Origin of the sequence: Bacillus sp. ME78, assembly GCF_903970865.1 — a bacterium.
Taxonomy (GTDB): domain Bacteria; phylum Bacillota; class Bacilli; order Bacillales; family Bacillaceae_G; genus Bacillus_A; species Bacillus_A cereus.
Genome location: NZ_CAJCKK010000020.1, coordinates 16,305 through 39,074, shown reverse-complemented (window position 1 = coordinate 39,074; position 22,770 = coordinate 16,305). Strand labels below are relative to the sequence as shown.

The window sequence follows — 22,770 nt, the reverse complement described above, 5'->3', positions numbered from 1 at the left end:
AAGCAATTGAAATGTAAAAGACATATGGTTAAAAATAGGGAAAATAAAAAAGCAAGAACGTATAACTACGTCTTGCTTTTCTCAAGTACAAAATTTAAAATTAATTTCACTTAGCAACATTTACGTTCTTGTCCAATAGCTAAAGCGCTAAAAGATAGAGGACCAACAACTTCTGCACTTGCACCACTAGTAAGGTTTTCTACAGTTAATGAATATTCGTGTGTTCCACTGCCAACGTTTTGATCTATAGCTTGAAATGTTTGTACATAAAATTGTTCAGAATCTGTAGATTCAATACCTACTTGTGCATTAAAAATCTCAATGTTATCACGGAAAATTCGGAATAAAACTTGTGAAGTCCCAGTTATACCTTCTACACCAATTGTAGCGATTAATTCTACTCGATTATTAAGTGAATCTCTACTTGAAACTCTCAATTTCAAATTTGCTAAAATTGCTTTATTTGGAGAAGAGGGGATTGCAAAAGTTGTTTCACCAGTTTTACTTATAGGTTGAGTAGCTTGGTAATCAATGATATGAGTCATATTCGTCACCTCCTCATATACTAGAATATGAGGAGGTGACGAATTAGCTTGGACAAATACTAGATTATTTAATAGAGTCAACAACAATTGTTGAAAAGAAGCAATTTACATAAAAGCATTAAGAATATATCACAATAAGATGATATTTTTCTTAATGCTTTTTGTAATTAAGCGGAATATTCTTCTTTACGTACTTCAAAAAATTCATTACGTCGTAAGTAATTATAGATTTTCTCTGAAACCTTTTCTTCTTCAGACACTAAGAAACGATGATCAAAAGCGTAGAAAGATTGACCTTTAATTAATTTTACGTAATACATATAATACGCCTCCTGACACTTGATTATTACTTGCTTCATATTATGATGGCCTATATGTCCGCTAAAAATACTTGGGGTTTCAAAGGGGGTACGTAAAGTGATGAAAGAGCTTACAATTCTGTAAGGTTTATGTCACCTTTTTCGATAGTTTACATTCACCAATTTCTTCTATACTACAAATAAGTTACATAAAATAAGGGGGTAAAAAGATGGATGAAGTAATTGGAGAAGTTGTAGCAGGTATTTGTGAATTTGTAGTGGAAGTAACAGCAGATGCTATAGGAAGTTTAGTTTCCGGAAATGATGAGGAAAAAGAAACATTATAATAATTTGTAAAAGTATAAAGTTGATCAAATTATAAAGGCTGATTTCTAAAGGGAAGTCAGCTTTTTTATTTTTTACATTATATTAATCTGATTTGAATATTCATTTGTTATTATATTGAAGAGACCTATATAAGGAGGTGAATAAACAAATATGTCGAATTCGGGGGCTGATTTATCTGTTTCTCGTTTGATTGTGGCAAATGTAGAGGAAAAGGAATATCATTTTATTGTTCGTGAACATCCGATTATAGGGAAATTTATATCGCTATTTGAAAATGGAAAAGAATTTGGTTTACTAGATAAACAAATCGCTAATAAAGATAAATTTATTACATCGGAGCTTACTAAATTAGATTATTTTAACATAGATGTTTTATATCATACACCTGGATGGATATGGATTGGTATGGATCAATTTGGATTACATGCTCGTGAGGCTACTTATAACGAAGTAGATGTTATTATGAAGTTGAAAGAGGATTTATATTATATAGACGTATATGAAGAAATGAAAATGTAATAAATAATTAATCAGGTTAGGGGAGAAGTTCCCGTAGCCTTTTTTGTTTAATAGTAAAAGTAAAATTTATATTATGTTGATGATAGGACAGCACGATAAGAAGTGAGATGAAAAGAGGATTTGAAAATACATGAAGAGAATTGTAATAATTATATGAATCGTATATGTAAATTACAATAGAAAGAAGATGATAAAATGAGTAAAGAGGAGCTTGTGAAAAAACAGTTTGGCAGTAATGCAGATAAGTATGTGAATAGTAAAATACATGCTAAAGGACAGGACTTACAGCATGTAGTTCAACAAGTTGAATCTCGCCATAATAATCGTCTTCTTGATGTTGCTACTGGCGGCGGACATGTTGCGAATATGCTAGCACCTATGTTTGAAGAAGTAATTGCACTTGATTTAACAGAACAGATGTTAGAAAAAGCAAAAGGTTTTATAAAGCAGAATGGTCATGAAAATGTGTCTTTTGTAGCAGGAAACGCAGAGGATTTACCATTTGCAGATCATTTTTTTGATACAATTACATGCCGGATTGCAGCCCATCATTTTACGAATCCGGCTCAATTTATTTATGAAGTAAATCGTACGTTGGAGGATAATGGGTTATTCATCTTAATAGATAATGTTTCGCCAGAAAATAATGAATATGATACATTTTATAATTTTATAGAAAAGAAGCGGGACCCAAGTCATGAACGAGCTCTAAAAAAGACAGAATGGCTTACTTTATTAGAAAAAAACGGTTTGCAAATGCAGTCATGTCTTACTTTTGATAAGAAGTTTGATTTTGACTGGTGGTGTAATATGATGGATGTCCCTGTACAAAAGCGTGAAAAATTAACAGAATGTATGATGAAAGCACCAAACGAAATGAAGGAATATTTTAATATTCAACTTAAAAATAATAAAGTAGATTCGTTCTATACTGAAATGGCTATGTTTATATGTAAAAAAAGTACAACATTAAAAAGATAAATGTGTTGCAGTCTTTCTGAAGTACGATATACTTAGTACAGAGAAACTGTGAATTGAGGAATAGTTATTATGATTCGTGTACGCATTGAAGGTACTGAGGAAGAAATGCTTGAATTTATGGGGAAAATGCCAGACATTCCTGGATTTGAAAAGACACATATGAGAGAGCCAAGAAAAGGAAATAACCCGAAATACGATTCAAGTAAAAATGTACTAGCATATTTGTCTTATAAAAAGATTGAAGTCGCCAATAAATAGGCGGCTTTTTTAGTTTGCGCTGTTTCACCGCCTTGTCTTTTTCACATAATAATAATAGTAGATTATGCTGAAGAGGGGTGAGAATAGTTAATAAGAAAATCATCTTTTTTGGAGACTTTGGTATTGATGACGCCGTAGCGTTAATTTATGCAAATAAAACATGTAAATTAGATATTCTAGGTATTGTTGCAGAGTACGGGAATGTATCACGAGATATCGTTACGGAAAATGTTTATTTTTTAGAAAGGTACTATGCTACACAAGTGAAAATTATTGAAGGTGCGAGTAGGCCGATGACAGCTGAAGAACCTTTGTTTTTCCCTGAAATCCATGGGGATCATGGTTTAGGTCCTATTATTCCACCTGAAATGAGAATTTGTAAACGAGAAAATTTTTGTGAATTAATCAAATTAATCGAACCTTGTCCAGAAGATATTATAATTGTGGCGACAGGAAGACTAACGACGCTTGCTACGTTATTTTTATTGTATCCAAATATAATGGATCGTATTTGTTCGTATTATATAATGGGCGGCGCTTTCCTATTTCCAGGTAATGTTACACCAGTATCTGAAGCGAATTTTTATGGTGATCCAATTGCAGCAAATATTGTTATGAAATATGCGAAAAACGCTACTATATACCCGTTAAATGTAACACAGGGTGCGCTTATTACGCCTGAAATGGCCAATATAATAGATAAACAAGGAACTGGACAGGCGAAACTCATTAAACCAATGATTGATTTTTATTATGAGAATTTTTATAAAAAAGAATATCCAGGTATTGGTGGAAGTCCCATACACGATTTACTACCGTTTATCTCGTTTATAAACGATAGTATTTTCGAATATAAAAAATCGGCAGTGTGGATTAGTACGACAAATGATGTGACTAGGGGCCAAAGTGTAGCTGACTTTAGAAAAATAGCTGAACCAACAAGGTTTGATGATCGGCCGATTCAGAGAATTGCTGTTGGTTTTAACTATCCTGCTTTTAAAGAAGAGTTTATGCGAACAATATTGAAGCCAGATTGTCCTTAATGTGTGTAATAACAAGTCGGATAAATCGTCAGTTCGAAAAATAGTTTATCGGTGTGTATTATTCTCAAAAATCTTATAGTTGAGCAGCATGAATAACTTATGAAAAATGTCACATAACTAATGGTAAGCAATTGTTTCTAATTATATTTTGATTGGTTAAATATAAAGGAGGTTATTATATGATTTGGTCTTTAATCGTTGGTGGTTTATTAGGATGGTTTGCAAGCTTAATTACTGGAAGGGATGTACCAGGTGGTGTAATTGGTAATATTATTGCTGGTATTATCGGTTCTTGGATTGGTACGAAATTACTTGGTAGTTTCGGTCCTGTAATAGGCGGATTTGCAATCATTCCTGCTTTAATTGGTGCGGTTATTTTGATCTTCATTGTGAGTTTTTTACTACGAGCAATGCGGAAATGAATGTAGCAGGACTGTTTACATTTGTAAGCAGTCCTTTTTATATGTTATGCTAGTATTATACAATCAGGAGGTGTCAGCATTGAAATCATTTACAGTAAATTTCCATCAAGAAGATAATGCAAAAGCGACAACAGTACATAAATTAAGTGAAGAGGACTTCAATAAAGCAACTGAAAAAGGTACTCGTCATTTATTTGATTTAGACACAAACGTTGGCTTCTTCGTATTCTTTGATGCAGAAGATGCAGAAGGAAATGATCAATACTTAATGTTACAATATGAAGGAGATCATGAAGAACCAACTGCGTGTTATGGATTTGATTTGAAACTATACTATCAATTTTTAGCACTATACTTAAATGATCTGGAATACCAAGGTGAAACAGATGAGGAAGAGGAAGAATATGGTCCAATTCATCATTTAGCTCACTTACTTTATCATATTGTTGAAGACGGTAAGTCAATTGAAGTGTAATATACATATTTAAAGCTGTCCTTTTGGGGCAGCTTTTTTATATGACATTGAAATGGTGTACTTTGAGCTAAATAAAGTGAAGCTTTAATCAGTGGGGGGTTCATCCCCACTGATTATTAGCCCTACCAATCGGGCTTTTACGGGCAGCCCTTACCCCCATCTAACTTCTTTGCTTCGACGTGGGGATCTTACTGCCCGGCAAATAGCGGGATAAATTAATAATAGAAATTTATTTATTAAGTAGGATTATTTATTACTTTCATGTTAGTATCGTAAAACACCTGTTATAATGATTGTAATTAAATTCATGGAGGCTAATTCTATGCTTGTAGATGTAAAAGCTTTTATTAAAGCTGCAGGTTTAACATGTATTTCATCATTAAGTGGAGATAATACATTTGCTTATAATTTTGAAACTGTAAAAAGCACTATCGCTACATTTTTTAAGAAACTAAGATTTACCGTTTGATTTCATTTCAACCAGTAGGAAAAGAGTAATCACTTCCTACTGGTTTTTTTCTGTTTCAAGGAGCTGTTGTGACGGCATATTTTCAGCTATAGATAGAGGATATTATCATTGAGAAGAGAAGGTTTAAATAAGGAGATGAATACAGTGATTAACAATATAATTCCAAGTTTTTTAAAATTATGGGAAAGTGACGATTTAGAATTAGAACTCCTTAATCGATACTTTACTTCGCATTCAGAGATATTTGAAGAATACTTTAAGTATCATTGTCCTAAAACGAAAGAACGTCTTTCTAATGCCATTAAACAATATCCCGCAAAAATAGAAGATATTCGTATTATTGCAGAATCATTACCAATTATTATTCAAGAGGTAACAAATGAATATCGTAATAAATATAACTTTGATGTAAATATGAAATTCCATTTATTCGTTGGAGGATTTGGTTCAAATGCATTTGTAGAAAGGGAAATCATTGGAGACATATTTTTTGCGGCAGAAAAATTATCTCCAGATTTGAATCATCTTCGTGTTATTGCTGCTCACGAAATAGGTCATATATATCATAATGTTATGCTACAAAATACTAGAATGGATTGGACTAGGGCTGAATGGACCGATGCGTCGGTAAGTTTGTATCGTGAAGGTGTTGCAACTTATTTATCAAAAAAAATCGTTAAAGATTTAAATGAGTCTGTTTACTACTCATATAATAGTGACGGTGATCCATGGCTACAATATTATAAAGAAAATGAAGAGAAAATAAAGAAACGTTTTTTACAAGATTATGTTGAAGGATGGACAGATGAAAAAGAGAAAGAATGGTTCCGTTTATCAGGAGGTAGTTACTTCGGATATAACAGACTTGGTTACTTTTTAGGAACAGCTTTTGTAACATATTTTGTACAAGCCTTTGGAGAGAATGAAGCACTGACTTTTTGGAATAAACATAATTTGAAAAGTAGTGTAATGGGTTGGTTATCGAAATGAATAAGATGCAATAGGGGGGGAAATGATGAAAGGGTATTTGAAAATATTCATGTTGTTTTTGGCTTTAGCATGTATGTTTGCGCTAGCAGCATGTAAAGGGACAGACGAAAAAAAGGAAACAAATCCAACCTTGGAAAATAATAAAAATGAACAAAGCAATTCTTCAGAAGAACAGAAAAATCCTGAAGCAAAACCAAGTAATGAAAAAACAACAAAACCATCAACTGAGCAAGATTCGAAAGATAGAACACTTAATCAAAAATCAATTAACCACGTTAAAGATTTGTTTGAACTAGCAAAAGAAGGAAAAGTACCTAATATACCATTTGGAGCCCATACAGGGGATATTGAAGAAATTGAAAAAGCGTGGGGGAAAGCAAATAAAACCGAATATGCAGGGAATGGAATGTACGCAACTTTTACAAATAAAAATGTTGTTTTCGGATTTAATAAAGGGTCACAAGTTTTTGATGTACGCTCATATCATGCAGAACTAAAATCGATTACATTACAAGAAATTGAAAAAGCGTTAGGAAAACCATCTTCAGTTAAAGGGAATGGTGAAGATAAAATATATGTATACAAAGTAAATAACCAGTATGAGTTAAAATTTGTCATTCCAAAATCGACTGGTAAGGTAGATCATATTTCCGTGTTTTCACCAGAGGATAGTATTAATAAAATGGCAGGATAAGAAATTAAGTGATTTCAAAAACACCTCACTTTCTTTAAGTGAGGTGTTTTTAGTTGTAAACAAGGAACGTTTCCTTTCATATGCGAAATACTTCACTTTTGTTTTTTAGCATGCATCCAATAAGAAATGTTGATCTACTGAAAAAGTAGTAACCTATAAATTATGTGTAGGCTGGTTCACGATTTTTTTTCGTTCCAAATTTTGAACAAATAACGCTTGTACAATACCTCCAACTACTAAGAAACTAGCGCAAATATAAAACAGCATACTTCCATTTAACTTACTTAATAAAACTGCACCAATAACTGGTCCACACGTTCGAGATATATCCCAGTGTATACCGTAAATTGAAAAATATAAACCACGTTTATCATGAGGTGCAATTCCTGAAACGAATCGTAATAAATGGTTTAGAGCAATACTTTCTCCAATGACTAAAAAGAGTAAGGTGAAGAATAACGACAATATCGTCGTTGAATAACTAAAGCCAACTGCAGCTATTGTAAAGCAGGTATAAGAAATAAGGATGATTTTCGCCATAGAAAATCGTTCAGACCATTTTACGAGGAAGATTTGTAGAATGATTTCCAAAATGGCTTTGCATGTTGAAATAAATGCGAGTATGAATACGAGATTAGGAAATACATGTTCTGCAAAAATACGATAATTCGTCTCAGTTTGTGCATAAAAAAAGCTAATAGGAAGTGTAGAAAGCATAAGACCGAATATGGCGTAATGTTTAAAAACAAATTGCTTTGGTGAACTTGCCTCAACTGTTTGTTTTGACTTACTTATAGGTGGAACGGTTTCTGGGAGCTGGGTCCAAACAACAACGGCATATATCGTAAGGGTTACACTTTGCACGATAAATAAATATTCTGGGTGAGTATTATAAAAACTTGCACCGATTAAAGGGCCGATTACGGATCCAATTGCTCCCATCGTTTGTAGAAGAGCAAAAATTTCTGCTTGCTGCTCTTTTTTTGTTAAATCAGCAATTTGTGCACGTTGAGCCGGAATATATAAGGAACGGCCAATGCCATTAATGACATATAACAGTGCAAATATAAAAACGGATTGAGCGAAAACGAAACTACCGATTGCAACACTTTGTAGCAATAAGCCGAGTAACATAATCTTTTTCCGGCCATATTTATCAGTAATTCCTCCAGCAATAAGTGTAAATAAAATGTCTGAAAGTGGCTGTAATCCGAAAATCAGCATAGTTATTATTACATTGCCGTTTAACATTTTATTAACGTAAATAATCATAATGATAGCTAGCATAGATTCAGTCGTTCGGGTTAATAATTCACCACACAGTCTAATAAAAATAGGTTTATTGTAACGAAGTAAGAGATAATTCAATATTAATTCCTCCTTTCTATATTGAAATGATAGGATGAAAGAAGAATTGGAAAAAGGGTAGAAACAATAGGGAGTATTTTTCACCTTTTAGGGGGATTATGATGTTTATTTTAGATCAATATATTGAACTATGGATTGCTTATGGAAAAGGGAAAAAAGAGGGAGAACGATTGGAAGTAACAGTGCAAAATATATCTGAAACATTATTTTGTACAGAGCGTAATAGTAAATTAATTATAAAAAAATTAGATGAGTTAAATTGGATCAAGTGGTTTCCAGGTCGCGGCAGGGGAAATCGTTCTAAGTTAATATTTCAAAAGCACCCGATGTCTTTAATTTTAGATAGAGGAAAAGAAATAACGAAAAAAGGGGATGTGAAAAGCGGAAGCATATTTGTGGAACGCTATAGCTCACATTTTCCGTCAGTAAAGGGAGAATATCACTGCTGGGTAGATTCAATATTTGGTCATAAGATTGAAATGACATCTGAAGGGAGAAGAGATGTACTCCGGTTGCAAGTACAAATGAATTTAGATATCACATTAGATCCTGTATACGCTACAATGCGTTCAGAATGTCATATGGTAAAACATATATTCGACACACTCGTGTATGTAGACGGTAATACAAACATTATAGAGCCAAGACTTGCATTTCACTGGGAATATAATGACGCTGAAAAAATATGGACGTTTTATTTACGAAAAGGAGTTCACTTTCATAATGGAAAACAACTTTCTGCACATGATGTTATATACTCATTGAATCGATTTATGAAGCTGGAAAATAATGCACACGCATGGATGTTACAACACGTTGAAAGTATCCGTTCAGTGGATGACTACGTTGTCGAAATTCAATTACAAACGGAAAATAAAATGTTTTTACATATGATAAGTGCAGAACAGTGTTCTATCGTGAATGAAGATGAAGCAGGAGAGCTAATTGGAACAGGGTCTTTTCAATTATATAAAAGTAATGAAAATCTGTTCATTTTAGAAGGTCATCCTTTATATTTTCGTGAAAGACCTTTTTTAGATCGTGTTGAGTTGTGGAATGTAGAACAAGGTGTAAGTACATACGATGTTTTAGTAAAGGCGCAGTATAAAGATAAAGAAAAACATAATAAAGAATTGTCTCGGCTTGAGTCGAACGTGACATATATAACATGTAATCTTACGAAAGAAGGACCAATGCAAGATGAGTTATTTCGGAAAGCGTTATATAAAATCATTCATGGTTATACAATCGTTCAAGAACTCGGCGGAGAACGTGGAGAAGTGGCAAAGAAACTAATATTAGCAGGTGAAAGCATTGTAGAGATTGAGGAAGATGTAGAAAGTTTAATTAAAAGGAGTACTTATCATAATGAAGTGCTACAGCTCTACACATTTACAGGACGAGATCATGTTGAAGATGCACAATGGATACAAAAAGAGTGTGCGAAGTACGGGATTCGTGTAGAAAATAATTTTCTTGATATAGAAGAGCTATTGGAAGTAAGTACGATACAAAAGGCTGATATGATGCATGATAGTGCCACAATAAGCGAACGAATAGAAGATAGTCTATTATATATGTTTCTTACAAAAAATAGTTTTATTCATGGACAAAGCAACATGGACTTTTATGAAAAGTTGTCTATTTATTTTAAACAAGAAGAATTAGAGAAAAGAGTTACACTGTTACGCGATATCGAGGATACTTTGTTACGTCAAATTCATATTATTCCTTTATATCGTAATAAACAAGAGGTAAGTACACACGAAAAAGTTCAAAATATAATGATTAATTCACAAGGTTGGATTGATTTTTATAATATTTGGTTTAAGTCTTGATATATAAGGGCTTTTGCGCATTTTCATAAGATGTGTAAGAGCCTTTTTGTATGTAGGAATAGGTTTGTTTTACACATTGTTACGCTACTTGTGATAAAAGTCTATTTACAGCGTAACAGTGTTATGTTACATTGTTATCAGGAAGGAGTGTTATACAGTTGAGTACAGATTTGATTTCAAAAAAAGATTTATTAGAACTAACTGGCATTTCATACGGACAGTTATATAGGTGGAAAAGAAAAAATTTAATACCGGAAGATTGGTTTGTACGAAAGTCAACATTCACGGGTCAAGAGACATTTTTTCCGAAAGAAAAGATATTAGAGCGTATTGATAAAATCCAAACGATGAAAGAGGATTTATCACTTGATGAACTAGCGAATATGTTTTCACCGAGTGTGAGAGAAATTCTTTTAACAAAGGAAGACATTTTACGTAAGGGGATTGCATCAGAACCAGTTTTACAATTTTTCATAGAACAAACGAATAAAACAGCAGAGTTTCAATTTGTAGATATTCTTTATGTGTACATGTTAGAAGAATTATTACAATCGGGAGATATTAGTTTAGAAGAAGGAAAAATGGTCTTGCAAGTTTTACGTGAAAATTATGAAGCAATTAAACATAAAACTTGTGATTTAATCATTGTACGAAAGTTAGGGATTTCTACATGTTTATTAGTTTCAAACGTGGACGATTTAATTTTTGAAAAAGGCACTAAAATCGTTTTACGCGAAGCGATTATGAAATATACCGAAGCATTAAAAACGAAATTGTTGTAGTGGAGGAGAAAGTATGCGTACAGATAATTTGATTATAAATGGTTACGGTTCATCGAATGGTGGCGAGTTTCATAAAGTGCAATTAAACGGAAAAGGTACTGTGAATGGAAATGTTGAATGTGACCAATTTGAATGTAACGGTTACGGTGCCGTTACTGGAAATTTGAAAAGTAGCAATGCAAGAATTAGTGGATCAGGTAAAATCGACGGTACAGTTCATGCTGAAACGATGCGAATTGATGGAAAAGCAACAATTACGCAAGATGTGAAGGCAAACAGTTTGAAAATTGCAGGAAAAGGTACGGTAGGTGGAAATGTTACTGGTGAAGAATTTAAAGTCAATGGTCAAGCGACAATTGATGGTAATTGTGAAGTGGATACGTTTTCTTCAGAAGGACAATTTACAATTGGTGGATTACTAAGCGCTGATGAAATAAATATTAATATTCACGGTACATGTCGAGCGAAAGAAATTGGTGGTCAAACGATTAAAGTAAAACAAAGACTAAGTACTTTTAGTAGGCTGTTTCAATCAGTATTTGGTATGCAATTAGAGGCTGAACTATTAGAAGGTGACAATATCGATATTGATTATGCTCACATAAGAACGGTAAGAGGAAATAATGTTACGGTAGGACCGAACTGTGAGATTGAACTGATCGAATATACGGGTGTTCTTACTGTTGATAAAAGCGCAAATGTAAAAGAAATGAAGCAGATTTAATGGAAGGGAGAAAATGATATGGAACATCAACATAGTCTTACTGTTAATGGTTCTGGTAGTTCAGCAGGCGGAGATTATAATAAAGTGAAGATTCGCGGTGAAGGAACGATTTCTAATGACATGAGCTGTAATGAATTTAAAACGTACGGCACGAGTGAAGTGTGCGGTAATATGAAAGTGAAAAGTTATGTCGTGTATGGAGATAGTGAAGTACAAGGAAATGTAGATGCGGAATATGTAAAAGTATACGGAAATACACAAATGCATAGTGATGCTCATATTGAAAAAATAAAAGTAAGAGGTATGATAGAAGTTAAGGGGAAATTAACTGGTGATTTCGTAGATGTGAAAGGCGCTTTAAATGTAAAAGGAGATATTGAAGTTGAAGAACTGTCACTAACTGGTGGCCTTGAAAGTGATGGATTACTTAATGCTGAAAATATTGAAATTTCACTTCGTTATGAAGGTAGCAAAGTAAGAGAAATTGGCGGTAAGAAGATTACCGTTCGTAAAAAAGCGAGATTTATTCCATTTACAAATCATGCTGGAAGCCTCCAAACGTCTATCATTGAAGGAGATGAGATTTATTTAGAGCATACGATTGCTGAAGTAGTAAGAGGAAATAATGTTACAATTGGTCCTGGATGTGAAATTAGTGTTGTAGAATATCATACTAGTTTTAATCAAAAAGGTAATGCAGTCGTAAAGGAACATAAACAAATATAAGTAGTACGAGGGAGAGCAAGGTTATGGTTGAAAAGAATAATAAGCTCGGCTTTGTTGTAGCGGGCTTATTGCTAGGTATTTTAATGGCATCAATGGATAATACCATTGTCGTAACAGCGATGGGAACAATCGTTGGTGATTTAGGAGGCCTTGAAAACTTTGTATGGGTCGTTTCTGCCTATATGGTCGCAGAAATGGCAGGTATGCCGATATTCGGAAAACTATCAGATATGTATGGTAGAAAGAGGTTCTTTATTTTCGGTTTAATCGTCTTTATGATTGGTTCGGCGCTTTGTGGTACTGCTGAAAATATTACACAGTTAGGGATTTATCGTGCCATTCAAGGTATTGGCGGCGGGGCATTAGTGCCGATCGCGTTTACTATCGTTTTTGATATTTTCCCTCCTGAAAAGCGCGGGAAAATGGGTGGTTTATTCGGAGCAGTATTTGGTTTATCGAGTATTTTTGGTCCGTTGCTTGGTGCGTATATTACAGATTACATAAGCTGGCACTGGGTATTTTATATTAACTTACCGCTTGGCGTTTTAGCACTTATTTTTATTACATTCTTTTATAAAGAGTCACGAGTTCATAGAAAGCAAAAAATTGATTGGTTTGGCGCAATTACTTTAGTTGGTGCAGTAGTTTCTTTAATGTTTGCGCTTGAACTTGGCGGACAAAAGTATGATTGGGATTCTAACTTTATTTTAAGTTTATTTGGTGGATTCGTTATTTTAATTATTGCATTCATTTTTATTGAACGTAAAGTAGAAGAACCGATCATTTCATTTGAGATGTTTAAACAACGTTTGTTCGGAATGAGTACAATTATTGCTTTATGTTACGGAGCTGCATTTATGTCAGCAACTGTATACATTCCATTATTCATTCAAGGTGTATACGGTGGCACTGCAACAAACTCAGGATTATTACTTTTACCAATGATGTTAGGCTCAGTCGTAACAGCGCAGTTAGGTGGTTTTTTAGCGACAAAGCTTAGCTACCGAAACATTATGATCATTTCTGCGGTTATTATGCTAATTGGACTATTTTTATTAAGCACATTAACGCCAGAAACAAGTCGTGCATTATTAACAGTGTATATGATCATTATCGGATTTGGAGTCGGTTTCTCATTCTCTGTACTAAGTATGGCAGCTATTCACAACTTCGGTATGGAACAGCGCGGATCTGCGACTTCGACGAGTAATTTCATTCGTTCATTAGGTATGACACTAGGTATTACAATCTTCGGAATGATTCAAAGAACAGGTTTCCAAGATCAATTAGAAGAAGCATTTAAAGGTATGAGCGGGGGAATGAATACAAACACATTAAGGGATTCAAGAGCCATTTTATCAGAATCGGCAAGATCTCAAATCCCTCCGCAAATATTAGATAAGATTATTGATGCTCTTTCTAGTTCAATTGTTCAAACGTTCATGTGGGCATTGGTACCAGCTGGATTAGCATTCATATTCATTTTCTTTATGGGAAATGAGCGCATGGTAATTAAGAAACAACAAAAGAATAAAAAGAGCGAAACATCAAAAGCGTAATGAAAAAGCTCCTTTCCAATTGGAAAGGAGCTTTTTCGTATGTATGGTGTTAGATTAGCCTTCGATAATTTCGTATTCTTCGTCTGCAAGTAATAAAATTTGTTTTTTCTTACCTTTGTTTTGAACTTCGATTACATCGTATGCACCTAAGTCTCTTACTTTGCTTTGAGAAGCGTTAACCATAACTTCCATAGAATCAATTAAGATATCTTCTTCAATGTATGATTCAGGCAATGCCATATCTTCAGTTTCTAATACACATGCGTATAGATTTTGTAAGTTTTCAGCAGTTGGGTTTTGTTCCTCAACATCAATGATGTTTTTTACTGCTTCCATATTTTCTTCTTTTACTTGGTATACTTTAATTTTAGCCATTGTTTTAATCTCCTTTATAACGTAATCGTAGAGGCTACACTTCATTATAACGTTTTTTTCATGAAAGATGAAATTGTTATATGTATTTATAGTAAAAATTATGTGTTATTACTCATTATTGGTGTAATTCCCTTACTAATATTATGAATAGGTAACGATATTCCTACGTTAAAGTTATATTGTCCAAGCTTTTTTGTTTTCCTTTCATATATATGTATTAGCTATTCTATATAAAGAAGGGATGGAGTGTAAGTGGATTGTGAGCCGAAACGTGATTGTGGATGTTGCCAAAATAGTATATGTGAATTTTTACAAAGTCTAGAACCGTATACTAAAGTTGAAAGTATTGTAATAGCAGGAAACGAAATCGTTGTATCCTATTTTCTTTCGTTTAATGTGATGAAAGGGATTGTATCATTTGTACAAGAAGACAGTGAGGTTATATTTGTAGATTGCTCAAAAATTGATGCAATCCGAATAGGAAAAGTTTGTAGTTGCAAATCGAAAGTTAAATATATTGAAGAGGACTTTAGCTTGCTAGGAAATGTGTGCCCGCAATGTTTAACAGAGGGGAGCACAATCTTTTTCGATTTTCATAATCCAGAATTAAATTTATCTTTACAAGCGAAAACAATTGATGCACCTATATGTACTGAATTTACAGATGAACTTGGGAATATAGTAAAGCAAGTTGCAATCGTAGGTGAAGCAATTGTTTCTAAGGATTTTGTTCAAGTACCTGAACTGTTAGATTTTCGATTAGTTTTATCGGATACTGCTGCGAACCCTTTGAAGTTTGGAATACTATTCATTAATTTTCCTGATATTACATTCATTATTCTTTTCGCATCTAGTGGATACTTAAACATTTCAAATTGTTTAAAAGTAGAGAGTGGAACTGGTAATATCGAAATAGAAGAGCTGAAAAAAATGATAAAGGATGACGATAACACGTACAAATCGGTTGTTAAATTGACTAAGGTATATAAGAACGGTGAGACGGAATCTTTTATTTCTAAGAAGGAGTTATAACGCATTTTTTGATAAATCCTCATACATTATGTTGAGGGTTTATACATACACGATGTATATTCTAAAGTTTAAAAAGTGAGATACTCTTTTTTTATTAGATGTTATAATAATTTTATATTTGTGAATAGTTTATAATTATATAAAATTTTAGTTTAATAGGTGTTTGCTTATATGGTAAGTGGTTTATTGAAAAATTATATATATTTAATCTTAAATATATATAATACGATTGATTTTAAAGAAGGCGGGAATGTAAATGATATATGAAGCGAATATACGTACAAGAAAAAAACTAGTTTCTATGTTTGATGATTTCAATAACGTTGTTTTACTTTCTTATTTACAAGGACATATGGGTACTGCTTGGGTAAATGATCTTGAAAATCCAACAGTAGCACAAGTTACGGTAGGAATTTTCACATTTTATGCTGGAGACCCAAATGTGCAAGAAACAGAAGAGTTATTACGTAATATTCCAGAAAGAATTTTAGTTATCGTAAATAGTGAAGAGTGGAAACAACGCCTAGAAACATTCCATGAAAGAAAAATAGATAAGTTTTTACGTTATAAATTCAAACGAAATCCAGAAGTTTTTAATCGTTCAAAATTACAATCTTTTATATCAACACTTCCAAAAGGATATGAGTTAAAAAGAATAGATGAGCATATCGCAAATAGCCCTACATTACATAAAATCTCCGAAGATTTTACAAGTCAATTTCAGTCGGTAGAAGATTATATAAACCGTGGTATAGGTTATAGCATTTTATATAACGGAGAAGTTGTATGCGGTGCATCCTCGTATAGTATTTATAATGATGGAATTGAAATTGAAGTTGCGACTGATCACAATCATAGAAGAAAAGGTTTGGCAACTGTAGTTAGTGCAGCTCTTATATTGGATTGCTTAGAAAATGGAAAGTATCCAAACTGGGACGCAGCGAATACTACATCTGCTAACCTAGCAGAAAAGTTAGGATATGTTTTTGATAAAGCGTATGATACTTATTTTGTGGATAATAGATGAGTGAAGGAATTACATACTAAAAAATAAATGCGCCCTAGTACGTAAGTCTAGGGCGCATTTATTAGTTGGTAAATATCTTCATAACAATCTTATCACATTTTATCTTTTGAATGTTTGGAATTAAAGATATTTATGTGACTTTTTGAAAAAATAAAAGAGCAGCTAGCAAAAGCTTACTGCTCCTCTCCAAGGGAGAATGGAGAAATACAATCATGTTACCTATAGTATTGACGGAACATAGAGTTTTAACCAAAGCCCGATCGGTGAGGGGTTTGATTAAAACTCCCACTGATTAAAGTTTCACTTTATTACATTTACAGTTTAAATAGTAGAACGTGTTTATCGTAGTTCTCTAAACACCAATTATATTTTTTTAGAATAATTGGATGGACTGCTTCTTTCGTAGTATCGACTTCAGTATAGCCATATTTCTTATAAAAGTTTTCTAATTCCTCAAAAGGAAGACAATATACATCTTGTATTTGTGATTTTCTCGCAGTTTCTACTAAAAATGAAACAAGCTCACCAGCTAATTGAAGCCCTCTAAATTGAGGCAGAATAAAAATCCCGCCCATTTCTAAAGTATCTTCATCTATTTGGACTAATCGGCCAACACCTGCATACTCGTTGTTATATGTAATAATTGCAACTTTATCTCTTTTTAAATCACTTCGTACAAATCCTATTGAGTCATATTGATTATTAACCCATTCTAAATCGTTAGATGTGGCCAATTGAATACTCATATACATCCTCCTTGGAAATACTAGCGCTTTCTTCATTATATAGAACATAACATACTATATCAAAAGAACCTTGAGATAGCACATTTGTTTAAGTTATTAGTTAAAAGTGTGGGATTGCTGGCATTGAAATGTAGGGTTCACCAAATATAGGATAATAATGTTGTGAATTTAGTGTTACATAGTCAAAACAAAAAATAGTTCATGTGTTCGATAACGCACGATTGTTTAAGTGTAGAGAAAATTATAGGTGTATTTTAATTAGTAGCTACTGTATTCATTGAAGCTATTAAGGAAATGTGGTAATCGCCAGCCTTAGTGATACAAATCATATTAGGATTTAGTAAAAAAACTCTTCCTAAAAAAGAGGGAGATTAAAGATAAGAGCACTTCGAAAAGTGCCCTTCAGTAACGACTACTCATTCTAAAAAGAAAGGATGCAATATATCATATGAAGTTAAGTGTATTTAATTATGGGCCTTTTATATAAAAGTTTTATTTTGTTCTGAATAAAAAGGCGGTTGTTTCCGCAACCACCTTTCAGTAAAACAAAGCACTTTTTATGAAATAAATTATGGATGGTCCCTAAAAAAGGTTATAGGATATACCCACATTTTTATAACTAAAGTGAAGAACTCAGGTTATAAGGAAGGAACAATTATATTGTATGAAATCTATTCTAGAGTAGTCACAAAGAAAGTTGTCTTCTTATTAGAAGGCTGCTTTTTTTATTAGAAAAAGAAGTAGAAGATTAAGTTACTTGTCCAAACAAATTTTAAAAAAATACATAAAATGCTATTAGTTAGTCAATATTTTAATATTGCTAATTTTTAAGACTAAAAGGGGTGATTTTATGTGTGAATGTGAAGTTTGTAGACGAAAGAAAAATCGGGATCCATTAAACCGGGAGTTTGAGCCGAAAAAACGAGTTCCTGAGCCAAAAAAAGAGGATTGCGAATCATTAAATTATTATTCGTTTAGTAAAAATGCAAATTTTTTAGAGGAAGCTATACAAACAGATGAAATCGATCAAATTTCTGAGGAATATATTGAAATAGTTGATTCAGCAGATGTACAAGTTACTACTACAGATACAAAAGCTGCGCTATCTATCCAAGCGGCATTACAAGCAGCTATCGTAGTTGTAGTAAGTATTTCTATAGCAGATAGTGAAAAGGCAGATAAAATAACACAAGAATTATTTCAAAAATCAGCTATTAAACAAATTAATAGACAAAAAACATTTATTAAAAATTCTAGAAACGTAACCGTAACAACTACTGATACAGATATTGCAGTGAATATTCAAATTCTCCTTCAAATTTTATTAGCTTTATTAGTTAAACTAAACATTTTATAAAGTGTCTATCCTATTGATATTTAGCTATAAGTTTTCACTCTAAGTAAATGTTTTTTGTTGTAATACGTGGTACAAGCTTGGACTTTTTATTAAGACTGAATTAATATTCAAGATTAATGGTAAAGCAAGTGTGGAAAACTACAAATAAAGATAAAATACATGATTTAACAGTAATGAAACTTATATTTATGTGAAGTGAAGGAAAGCTGTCTTCTTATTAGGAGTCAGCTTTTGATTTTATTAGCAAAAAGAAGTGAAAATAGAAGATTAAGTTACTTGTCCAAGCAATTTTTATTTCATTACATATAATGCTCGTAGATATTTAAAATTTTTATAGAAAATTGATTGGAGTGAATATTGTAAATGGATGATTTAAACAAATTTTCTTCCTTTAAGTTTGATAAGGATCAAAAGAATATAATTATAGACCTTTTACTCTCAGATATTTTTAATAGGCATGGGATAAATGAAGAAAAACTAAAAAATTTATCGCCAGAAAAAAAGCAGCAAATTAAAAGTATTGTTTCTGAAATACAATCACAAGTTAATAATTATTTAGATTGAAAGGGGGTGAACGCATGGACAAAACATGTCATTCAGATGAAAATAAAAAGTGGAGTGCATTAGATTCCTCAAATCCTCATCCATCTTTTAAAAATGCTAGCGTTTCAGAAGCAGCTGCGCAAGAAAGTAAAACTTATCAAATTTCTGAAGAATCTATTACAATTGTAGATTCAGCAGATGTAGAAGTTACTACTACAGATACAAAAGCTGCTTTATCTATTCAAGCAGCATTACAAGCAGCTATCGTGGTTATAATAAGTATTTCTATAGCAGATAGTGAAAAAGCTGACCGTGTAGCACAAGAATTGTTTCAAAAATCATCTATTAAACAAATTAATAAACAAGAAACTGTTATTAGAAATTCTAGAAATGTTACAGTTACGACTACGGATACAGACATAGCAGTAAATGTTCAAATTCTTCTCCAAATTTTATTAGCTTTACTAGTAAAATTAAATATTTTATAAAATGTTTAACTTGTTTTTATCTAGTGATTCTTACAGGTGAATATTCACTGTTTTAATTATAGTACAGGCTATAAATATTTATCATAACTGGACTAATATTCAACATCACCAAAGTATGAATGTAAAAGCCATTTCCTTTATTGGATTTGGCTTTTAAATTTTAAACAGTATGAATTTGAAAAGATTATATTAAGATAAAGAATTAAAATATAATGATACAAAATACTTATAAAATTATTCGTGTTTTAGAAAAATAATAAGAAAAAGGTGTTTAAAATAGAATCATTTTCATTAATAGTTCAAGTTTTGAAGAATAGTGCATACAATATAAAGTGTTTTCCTTTCTTCATTTAAGTTTTACGTATATAATTTAAAAGTACTATTTTTATTTTATTATTTTATATTTATAACAGAATAGAGGTTTAAAAATGGGTGTTAAAATCATTACGGATAGTGCGGCGGATTTACCAGTAGAATTGCTGCAAGCATATGATATTGATTTAATTCCACTCCGTGTATATGATGAAGCAGAAACAGAGTATTTAGATGGAGTAACATTAGAGTCAGTTACATTATTGCAAAAAATGAGAGAAGGCGCTGTTTATAGAACGTCATTGCCTTCACTTGAAACTTTCCAAGAAAAATTTGTTTCTTATGCAAAAGAAGGTAATCCTTGTATATATTTAGCTTTTTCATCTGAACTGTCTGGTACATATCAATCATCAGTTGTCATTAAAGAGGAAGTAAAAGAAACATATGTAGATTTAGATTTAGAAATTATTGATACGAAATGTGCTTCGCTTGGTCAAGGTCTTGTCGTTTTAGAAGCTGCTAAAATGGCAAAAGACGGCGCATCAAAAGAAGATATTTTAAACCGTGTCGATTTTCTAATGAACCATATGGAGCACATCTTCACTGTAGCTGACTTACAGTACCTTGTTAGAGGTGGACGTTTAAGTAAAGTAGCTGGTTTTATCGGTGGTTTACTAAACATTAAGCCGATCTTAAACGTGGAAGAAGGAAAACTTGTACCACTTGAAAAGGTACGAGGGAAAAAGAAAGTATTAAGCCGTATTGTTGATATTATGGAAGAGCGTGGTAAAGACCTTAAAGGTCAAACAATCGGTATGACTCACGGTGACGATTTAGAAACAGCTGAAGCATTAAAAGCATTAATTACGGAAAGATTTGGCTGTGAAGTATTTATCGTAAATACAATTGGTGCAGCAATTGGAGCACATACAGGTCCTGGCGTTATAACGTTATTTTTCTTAAATGAAGTAGAGTAAAGGATTGATCTTTTGATCAATCCTTTTTTATTTTTTAATCTGTGATAATCGGTCGTTATGGTATTGATGAAGATAAAATCTTTGAAGTTTTCCTATATCAAATGCAATCTTGTAGAAGGAGTATTTTTTATATGTGGAATGATACTTAATGGTAGAAAAAAAGTATAAATAAGAATGCATTTATAGGAATCTGAATATTTAATTATATCTAAATTTTATCATTTCATATATAATTGTGTAGGGAAATATCTGTAACTATTTGTAAAAATAGGGGGCGGCTATAAAAATGCAAGAAATTGCTAGATGGGATTTAAATCGATTGTATTTGAATGAGGATATTCTATTTCCGATTTTGGAGTTGAAAGAGCAATATTTTGTAACAAAAGATGTAGAGATTCTTTCAAAGCTTATACAAGCTATTGAAAAAGCAGAATACTATTTGTACTGTCAATCGGTTGAAGAAAGTGTTTCATCTGACCTTACTAAATTGACTGTGAAAGTGAAGGAACTAAAAAGTGAAGTACAGCAAGTAATAAAACATAATGAAGTGGAAACTTCAGATAATACTAAGTTAATAAAAGATGAACTTAATGCGTGGGAAAATATGTACATACAATTACGGGATAGGATAGAAATAGCGCACAATAACAAACAATTATCATTTGGACAAGCAAATAACATTGCAATGAATAGTGATAATGAAAAGGAAAGATTAGAATTATTCGAGTTACTTACAAATGCATTAAATAAAGAAAAAGAAATCTTTGCTACTGTATTAAATCAAATAGGGAGATTACGTAATATAAAGAGTAATGAAATAGAAGATAGAGAGATTTTAACACAATCTTTTCATGCGAATGGCATTTCAGAAACTGTATTATTACAAATGTGGAATGTGACAGAAGAAAACCTTGATAAATTAGTAAGTGCTTTAAACGTGTATAAGAAAGGGAAAGCTTCGATTACATGGCATGAACTTATGACAGTAAAGGAAAGTAATGAGGTTACTATTCCTTTTTCAGTCGCAGTACAAAACGTTTATGATGCATGTAAGAATATTGACGAAGAATTAGCAGAATTTGCACGTAATGCGATAGAAAGTGGATGGGTAGATGCTGAACCGGGAGAGAATAAACCACCAGGTGGGTTTTGTGCTCCATTTTTCAGTGAGAAAGAATCTCGAATTTCAATGCGTTATGATGGGAGTATAGATAGTGTAAGAGTGCTCGCTCATGAATTAGGACATGCTTGGCATTTTTATAATATGAGTTTTGAACAATCTACATCTTTTTTAGATGATTATTTGCCGATGAGTACGGCTGAATCAGCATCTATTTTCTTTGAAACGGTACTCTTAAATTATCTAATTGAAACAACGGATAGTAAAGATATGAAAAAGGCTTTGCTTAGCTGGAAAATAAGAAATAGTTTTAATTATGTAATGGCAATACGAGCATCGTATCAGTTTGAAAAAACATTTTATGAAAAATGTAAAGAGGGTCCATTAAGTGCTGATGAAATTGAGAAATTATCTATAATGGCACAAAAAGAAGCATATGGAAATGCTTTAAGTGAATACCAGCCGTTTGTATGGATGAAATATATTCAATTTTATATAGCAGATGTTCCTTTTTACAATTATCCATACACATTTGGATATTTAGTAAGTTTTAGTTTATTAGAAATAGCTCAAGAAAGTAAAAGTACTTTTCATCCGAAATATAAAGAGTTTTTAAGAGAAACAGGAAAGGCTCCAGTAGAGGAGCTTATGAAAAAATATTTTGAAATAGATATAAGAAATTATGAATTTTGGAATAAGGCTTTTATTCAAATTTCTAAAGACATTGATGAATATTTGCAGCTTATGTAAGGG

The 22,770-nt window shown here is 32.3% G+C and carries 26 protein-coding genes; 21 read left to right on the top strand and 5 right to left on the bottom strand.

Going from position 1 to position 22,770, the window contains the following annotated elements; genetic code table 11:
• Positions 1–110: 110 nt before the first annotated feature.
• Positions 111–545, bottom strand: a complete 435-nt coding sequence (exsC, locus tag H6481_RS19775; RefSeq protein WP_182812911.1) for an exosporium protein ExsC — start codon at positions 543–545, stop codon at positions 111–113.
• Positions 546–712: 167 nt separating this feature from the next.
• The gene (locus H6481_RS19770; RefSeq protein WP_000291907.1) at positions 713–865 is read right to left on the bottom strand and encodes a YqbF domain-containing protein; all 153 of its coding nucleotides are present in this window, start codon (positions 863–865) and stop codon (positions 713–715) included.
• Positions 866–1,342: 477 nt separating this feature from the next.
• On the opposite strand from H6481_RS19770, the gene H6481_RS19765 reads away from it, so the two are divergent.
• From H6481_RS19765 to H6481_RS19725, 9 genes are all read left to right on the top strand, one after another.
• Positions 1,343–1,711, top strand: a complete 369-nt coding sequence (locus H6481_RS19765) for a hypothetical protein (protein ID WP_182812910.1) — start codon at positions 1,343–1,345, stop codon at positions 1,709–1,711.
• Positions 1,712–1,906: 195 nt separating this feature from the next.
• Entirely contained in the window at positions 1,907–2,692 is a 786-nt protein-coding gene (locus H6481_RS19760; RefSeq protein WP_182812908.1) for a class I SAM-dependent methyltransferase, read from the top strand.
• Between the two features lie 69 nt (positions 2,693–2,761).
• Complete coding sequence (locus tag H6481_RS19755; protein ID WP_000621885.1) at positions 2,762–2,950, top strand: DUF3970 family protein; 189 nt, start codon at positions 2,762–2,764, stop codon at positions 2,948–2,950.
• A 77-nt stretch (positions 2,951–3,027) separates the two neighbouring features.
• Positions 3,028–3,993, top strand: a complete 966-nt coding sequence (locus H6481_RS19750; RefSeq protein ID WP_182812906.1) for a nucleoside hydrolase — start codon at positions 3,028–3,030, stop codon at positions 3,991–3,993.
• A gap of 179 nt (positions 3,994–4,172) precedes the next feature.
• On the top strand, positions 4,173–4,415 hold the full coding sequence (locus H6481_RS19745) for a GlsB/YeaQ/YmgE family stress response membrane protein (RefSeq protein WP_000638310.1): 243 nt from the start codon (positions 4,173–4,175) through the stop codon (positions 4,413–4,415).
• A gap of 79 nt (positions 4,416–4,494) precedes the next feature.
• The gene (locus H6481_RS19740; RefSeq protein WP_000834885.1) at positions 4,495–4,890 is read left to right on the top strand and encodes a hypothetical protein; all 396 of its coding nucleotides are present in this window, start codon (positions 4,495–4,497) and stop codon (positions 4,888–4,890) included.
• A 322-nt stretch (positions 4,891–5,212) separates the two neighbouring features.
• Complete coding sequence (locus H6481_RS19735; protein WP_000959551.1) at positions 5,213–5,359, top strand: hypothetical protein; 147 nt, start codon at positions 5,213–5,215, stop codon at positions 5,357–5,359.
• A 135-nt stretch (positions 5,360–5,494) separates the two neighbouring features.
• Entirely contained in the window at positions 5,495–6,349 is an 855-nt protein-coding gene (locus H6481_RS19730; protein ID WP_182812942.1) for an aminopeptidase, read from the top strand.
• 22 nt (positions 6,350–6,371) lie between these two features.
• Positions 6,372–7,043 carry a YjgB family protein gene (locus H6481_RS19725; RefSeq protein ID WP_182812904.1) on the top strand — a complete coding sequence of 224 codons (672 nt, stop codon included), beginning with the start codon at positions 6,372–6,374 and terminating at the stop codon, positions 7,041–7,043.
• A gap of 153 nt (positions 7,044–7,196) precedes the next feature.
• On the opposite strand, the gene H6481_RS19720 is transcribed toward H6481_RS19725, so the two are convergent.
• A complete protein-coding gene (locus H6481_RS19720; protein WP_097920602.1) occupies positions 7,197–8,411 on the bottom strand; it encodes an MFS transporter in 1,215 nt (404 codons plus the stop codon).
• Positions 8,412–8,512: 101 nt separating this feature from the next.
• On the opposite strand from H6481_RS19720, the gene H6481_RS19715 reads away from it, so the two are divergent.
• The 5 genes from H6481_RS19715 (at position 8,513) to H6481_RS19695 (ending at position 14,040) form a co-directional block, all read left to right on the top strand.
• Complete coding sequence (locus tag H6481_RS19715) at positions 8,513–10,249, top strand: SgrR family transcriptional regulator (RefSeq protein ID WP_182812902.1); 1,737 nt, start codon at positions 8,513–8,515, stop codon at positions 10,247–10,249.
• Between the two features lie 158 nt (positions 10,250–10,407).
• On the top strand, positions 10,408–11,031 hold the full coding sequence (locus H6481_RS19710; RefSeq protein ID WP_023522229.1) for a YhbD family protein: 624 nt from the start codon (positions 10,408–10,410) through the stop codon (positions 11,029–11,031).
• A gap of 13 nt (positions 11,032–11,044) precedes the next feature.
• Complete coding sequence (locus H6481_RS19705; RefSeq protein ID WP_182812900.1) at positions 11,045–11,755, top strand: polymer-forming cytoskeletal protein; 711 nt, start codon at positions 11,045–11,047, stop codon at positions 11,753–11,755.
• Between the two features lie 18 nt (positions 11,756–11,773).
• On the top strand, positions 11,774–12,481 hold the full coding sequence (locus tag H6481_RS19700) for a polymer-forming cytoskeletal protein (RefSeq protein WP_000401031.1): 708 nt from the start codon (positions 11,774–11,776) through the stop codon (positions 12,479–12,481).
• A gap of 23 nt (positions 12,482–12,504) precedes the next feature.
• Positions 12,505–14,040 (top strand): MDR family MFS transporter, encoded by a 1,536-nt coding sequence (locus H6481_RS19695; protein ID WP_182812898.1) that lies wholly within the window; start codon positions 12,505–12,507, stop codon positions 14,038–14,040.
• A gap of 54 nt (positions 14,041–14,094) precedes the next feature.
• Here the strand turns inward: H6481_RS19695 and H6481_RS19690 are convergent, their stop codons facing one another.
• Positions 14,095–14,415 carry a hypothetical protein gene (locus H6481_RS19690; RefSeq protein ID WP_182812896.1) on the bottom strand — a complete coding sequence of 107 codons (321 nt, stop codon included), beginning with the start codon at positions 14,413–14,415 and terminating at the stop codon, positions 14,095–14,097.
• Positions 14,416–14,667: 252 nt separating this feature from the next.
• On the opposite strand from H6481_RS19690, the gene H6481_RS19685 reads away from it, so the two are divergent.
• The gene (locus H6481_RS19685; protein ID WP_023522227.1) at positions 14,668–15,447 is read left to right on the top strand and encodes a BC_2878 family exosporium-associated protein; all 780 of its coding nucleotides are present in this window, start codon (positions 14,668–14,670) and stop codon (positions 15,445–15,447) included.
• 256 nt (positions 15,448–15,703) lie between these two features.
• A complete protein-coding gene (locus H6481_RS19680; RefSeq protein ID WP_000638744.1) occupies positions 15,704–16,474 on the top strand; it encodes a GNAT family N-acetyltransferase in 771 nt (256 codons plus the stop codon).
• Between the two features lie 314 nt (positions 16,475–16,788).
• Here H6481_RS19680 and H6481_RS19675 read toward each other — a convergent pair whose 3' ends face one another.
• Entirely contained in the window at positions 16,789–17,220 is a 432-nt protein-coding gene (locus tag H6481_RS19675) for a GNAT family N-acetyltransferase (RefSeq protein WP_063547583.1), read from the bottom strand.
• A gap of 850 nt (positions 17,221–18,070) precedes the next feature.
• On the opposite strand from H6481_RS19675, the gene H6481_RS19670 reads away from it, so the two are divergent.
• From H6481_RS19670 to H6481_RS19650, 5 genes are all read left to right on the top strand, one after another.
• A complete protein-coding gene (locus H6481_RS19670; RefSeq protein WP_063547581.1) occupies positions 18,071–18,577 on the top strand; it encodes a spore coat protein in 507 nt (168 codons plus the stop codon).
• Positions 18,578–18,940: 363 nt separating this feature from the next.
• Positions 18,941–19,141 (top strand): spore coat protein W, encoded by a 201-nt coding sequence (locus H6481_RS19665; protein WP_000342253.1) that lies wholly within the window; start codon positions 18,941–18,943, stop codon positions 19,139–19,141.
• A 14-nt stretch (positions 19,142–19,155) separates the two neighbouring features.
• A complete protein-coding gene (locus H6481_RS19660) occupies positions 19,156–19,608 on the top strand; it encodes a spore coat protein (protein ID WP_000361676.1) in 453 nt (150 codons plus the stop codon).
• Positions 19,609–20,036: 428 nt separating this feature from the next.
• The gene (locus H6481_RS19655; protein ID WP_000538281.1) at positions 20,037–20,897 is read left to right on the top strand and encodes a DegV family protein; all 861 of its coding nucleotides are present in this window, start codon (positions 20,037–20,039) and stop codon (positions 20,895–20,897) included.
• Positions 20,898–21,183: 286 nt separating this feature from the next.
• Positions 21,184–22,767, top strand: a complete 1,584-nt coding sequence (locus H6481_RS19650; RefSeq protein WP_182812894.1) for a M3 family metallopeptidase — start codon at positions 21,184–21,186, stop codon at positions 22,765–22,767.
• The last annotated feature ends 3 nt before the right edge of the window (positions 22,768–22,770 follow it).

Bases quoted from the DNA above. Each gene is read 5' to 3' on its own strand.
- H6481_RS19755 (WP_000621885.1), top strand. From the start codon at position 2,762: ATGATTCGTGTACGCATTGAAGGTACTGAGGAAGAAATGCTTGAATTT.
- H6481_RS19695 (WP_182812898.1), top strand. From the start codon at position 12,505: ATGGTTGAAAAGAATAATAAGCTCGGCTTTGTTGTAGCGGGCTTATTG.
- H6481_RS19735 (WP_000959551.1), top strand. From the start codon at position 5,213: ATGCTTGTAGATGTAAAAGCTTTTATTAAAGCTGCAGGTTTAACATGT.
- H6481_RS19690 (WP_182812896.1), bottom strand. From the start codon at position 14,415: ATGGCTAAAATTAAAGTATACCAAGTAAAAGAAGAAAATATGGAAGCA.
- H6481_RS19650 (WP_182812894.1), top strand. From the start codon at position 21,184: ATGCAAGAAATTGCTAGATGGGATTTAAATCGATTGTATTTGAATGAG.
- H6481_RS19670 (WP_063547581.1), top strand. From the start codon at position 18,071: ATGTGTGAATGTGAAGTTTGTAGACGAAAGAAAAATCGGGATCCATTA.
- H6481_RS19660 (WP_000361676.1), top strand. From the start codon at position 19,156: ATGGACAAAACATGTCATTCAGATGAAAATAAAAAGTGGAGTGCATTA.
- H6481_RS19715 (WP_182812902.1), top strand. From the start codon at position 8,513: ATGTTTATTTTAGATCAATATATTGAACTATGGATTGCTTATGGAAAA.
- H6481_RS19760 (WP_182812908.1), top strand. From the start codon at position 1,907: ATGAGTAAAGAGGAGCTTGTGAAAAAACAGTTTGGCAGTAATGCAGAT.
- H6481_RS19725 (WP_182812904.1), top strand. From the start codon at position 6,372: ATGATGAAAGGGTATTTGAAAATATTCATGTTGTTTTTGGCTTTAGCA.
- H6481_RS19680 (WP_000638744.1), top strand. From the start codon at position 15,704: ATGATATATGAAGCGAATATACGTACAAGAAAAAAACTAGTTTCTATG.
- exsC (WP_182812911.1), bottom strand. From the start codon at position 545: ATGACTCATATCATTGATTACCAAGCTACTCAACCTATAAGTAAAACT.
- H6481_RS19705 (WP_182812900.1), top strand. From the start codon at position 11,045: ATGCGTACAGATAATTTGATTATAAATGGTTACGGTTCATCGAATGGT.
- H6481_RS19765 (WP_182812910.1), top strand. From the start codon at position 1,343: ATGTCGAATTCGGGGGCTGATTTATCTGTTTCTCGTTTGATTGTGGCA.
- H6481_RS19745 (WP_000638310.1), top strand. From the start codon at position 4,173: ATGATTTGGTCTTTAATCGTTGGTGGTTTATTAGGATGGTTTGCAAGC.
- H6481_RS19655 (WP_000538281.1), top strand. From the start codon at position 20,037: ATGGGTGTTAAAATCATTACGGATAGTGCGGCGGATTTACCAGTAGAA.
- H6481_RS19675 (WP_063547583.1), bottom strand. From the start codon at position 17,220: ATGAGTATTCAATTGGCCACATCTAACGATTTAGAATGGGTTAATAAT.
- H6481_RS19770 (WP_000291907.1), bottom strand. From the start codon at position 865: ATGTATTACGTAAAATTAATTAAAGGTCAATCTTTCTACGCTTTTGAT.
- H6481_RS19730 (WP_182812942.1), top strand. From the start codon at position 5,495: ATGAATACAGTGATTAACAATATAATTCCAAGTTTTTTAAAATTATGG.
- H6481_RS19665 (WP_000342253.1), top strand. From the start codon at position 18,941: ATGGATGATTTAAACAAATTTTCTTCCTTTAAGTTTGATAAGGATCAA.
- H6481_RS19700 (WP_000401031.1), top strand. From the start codon at position 11,774: ATGGAACATCAACATAGTCTTACTGTTAATGGTTCTGGTAGTTCAGCA.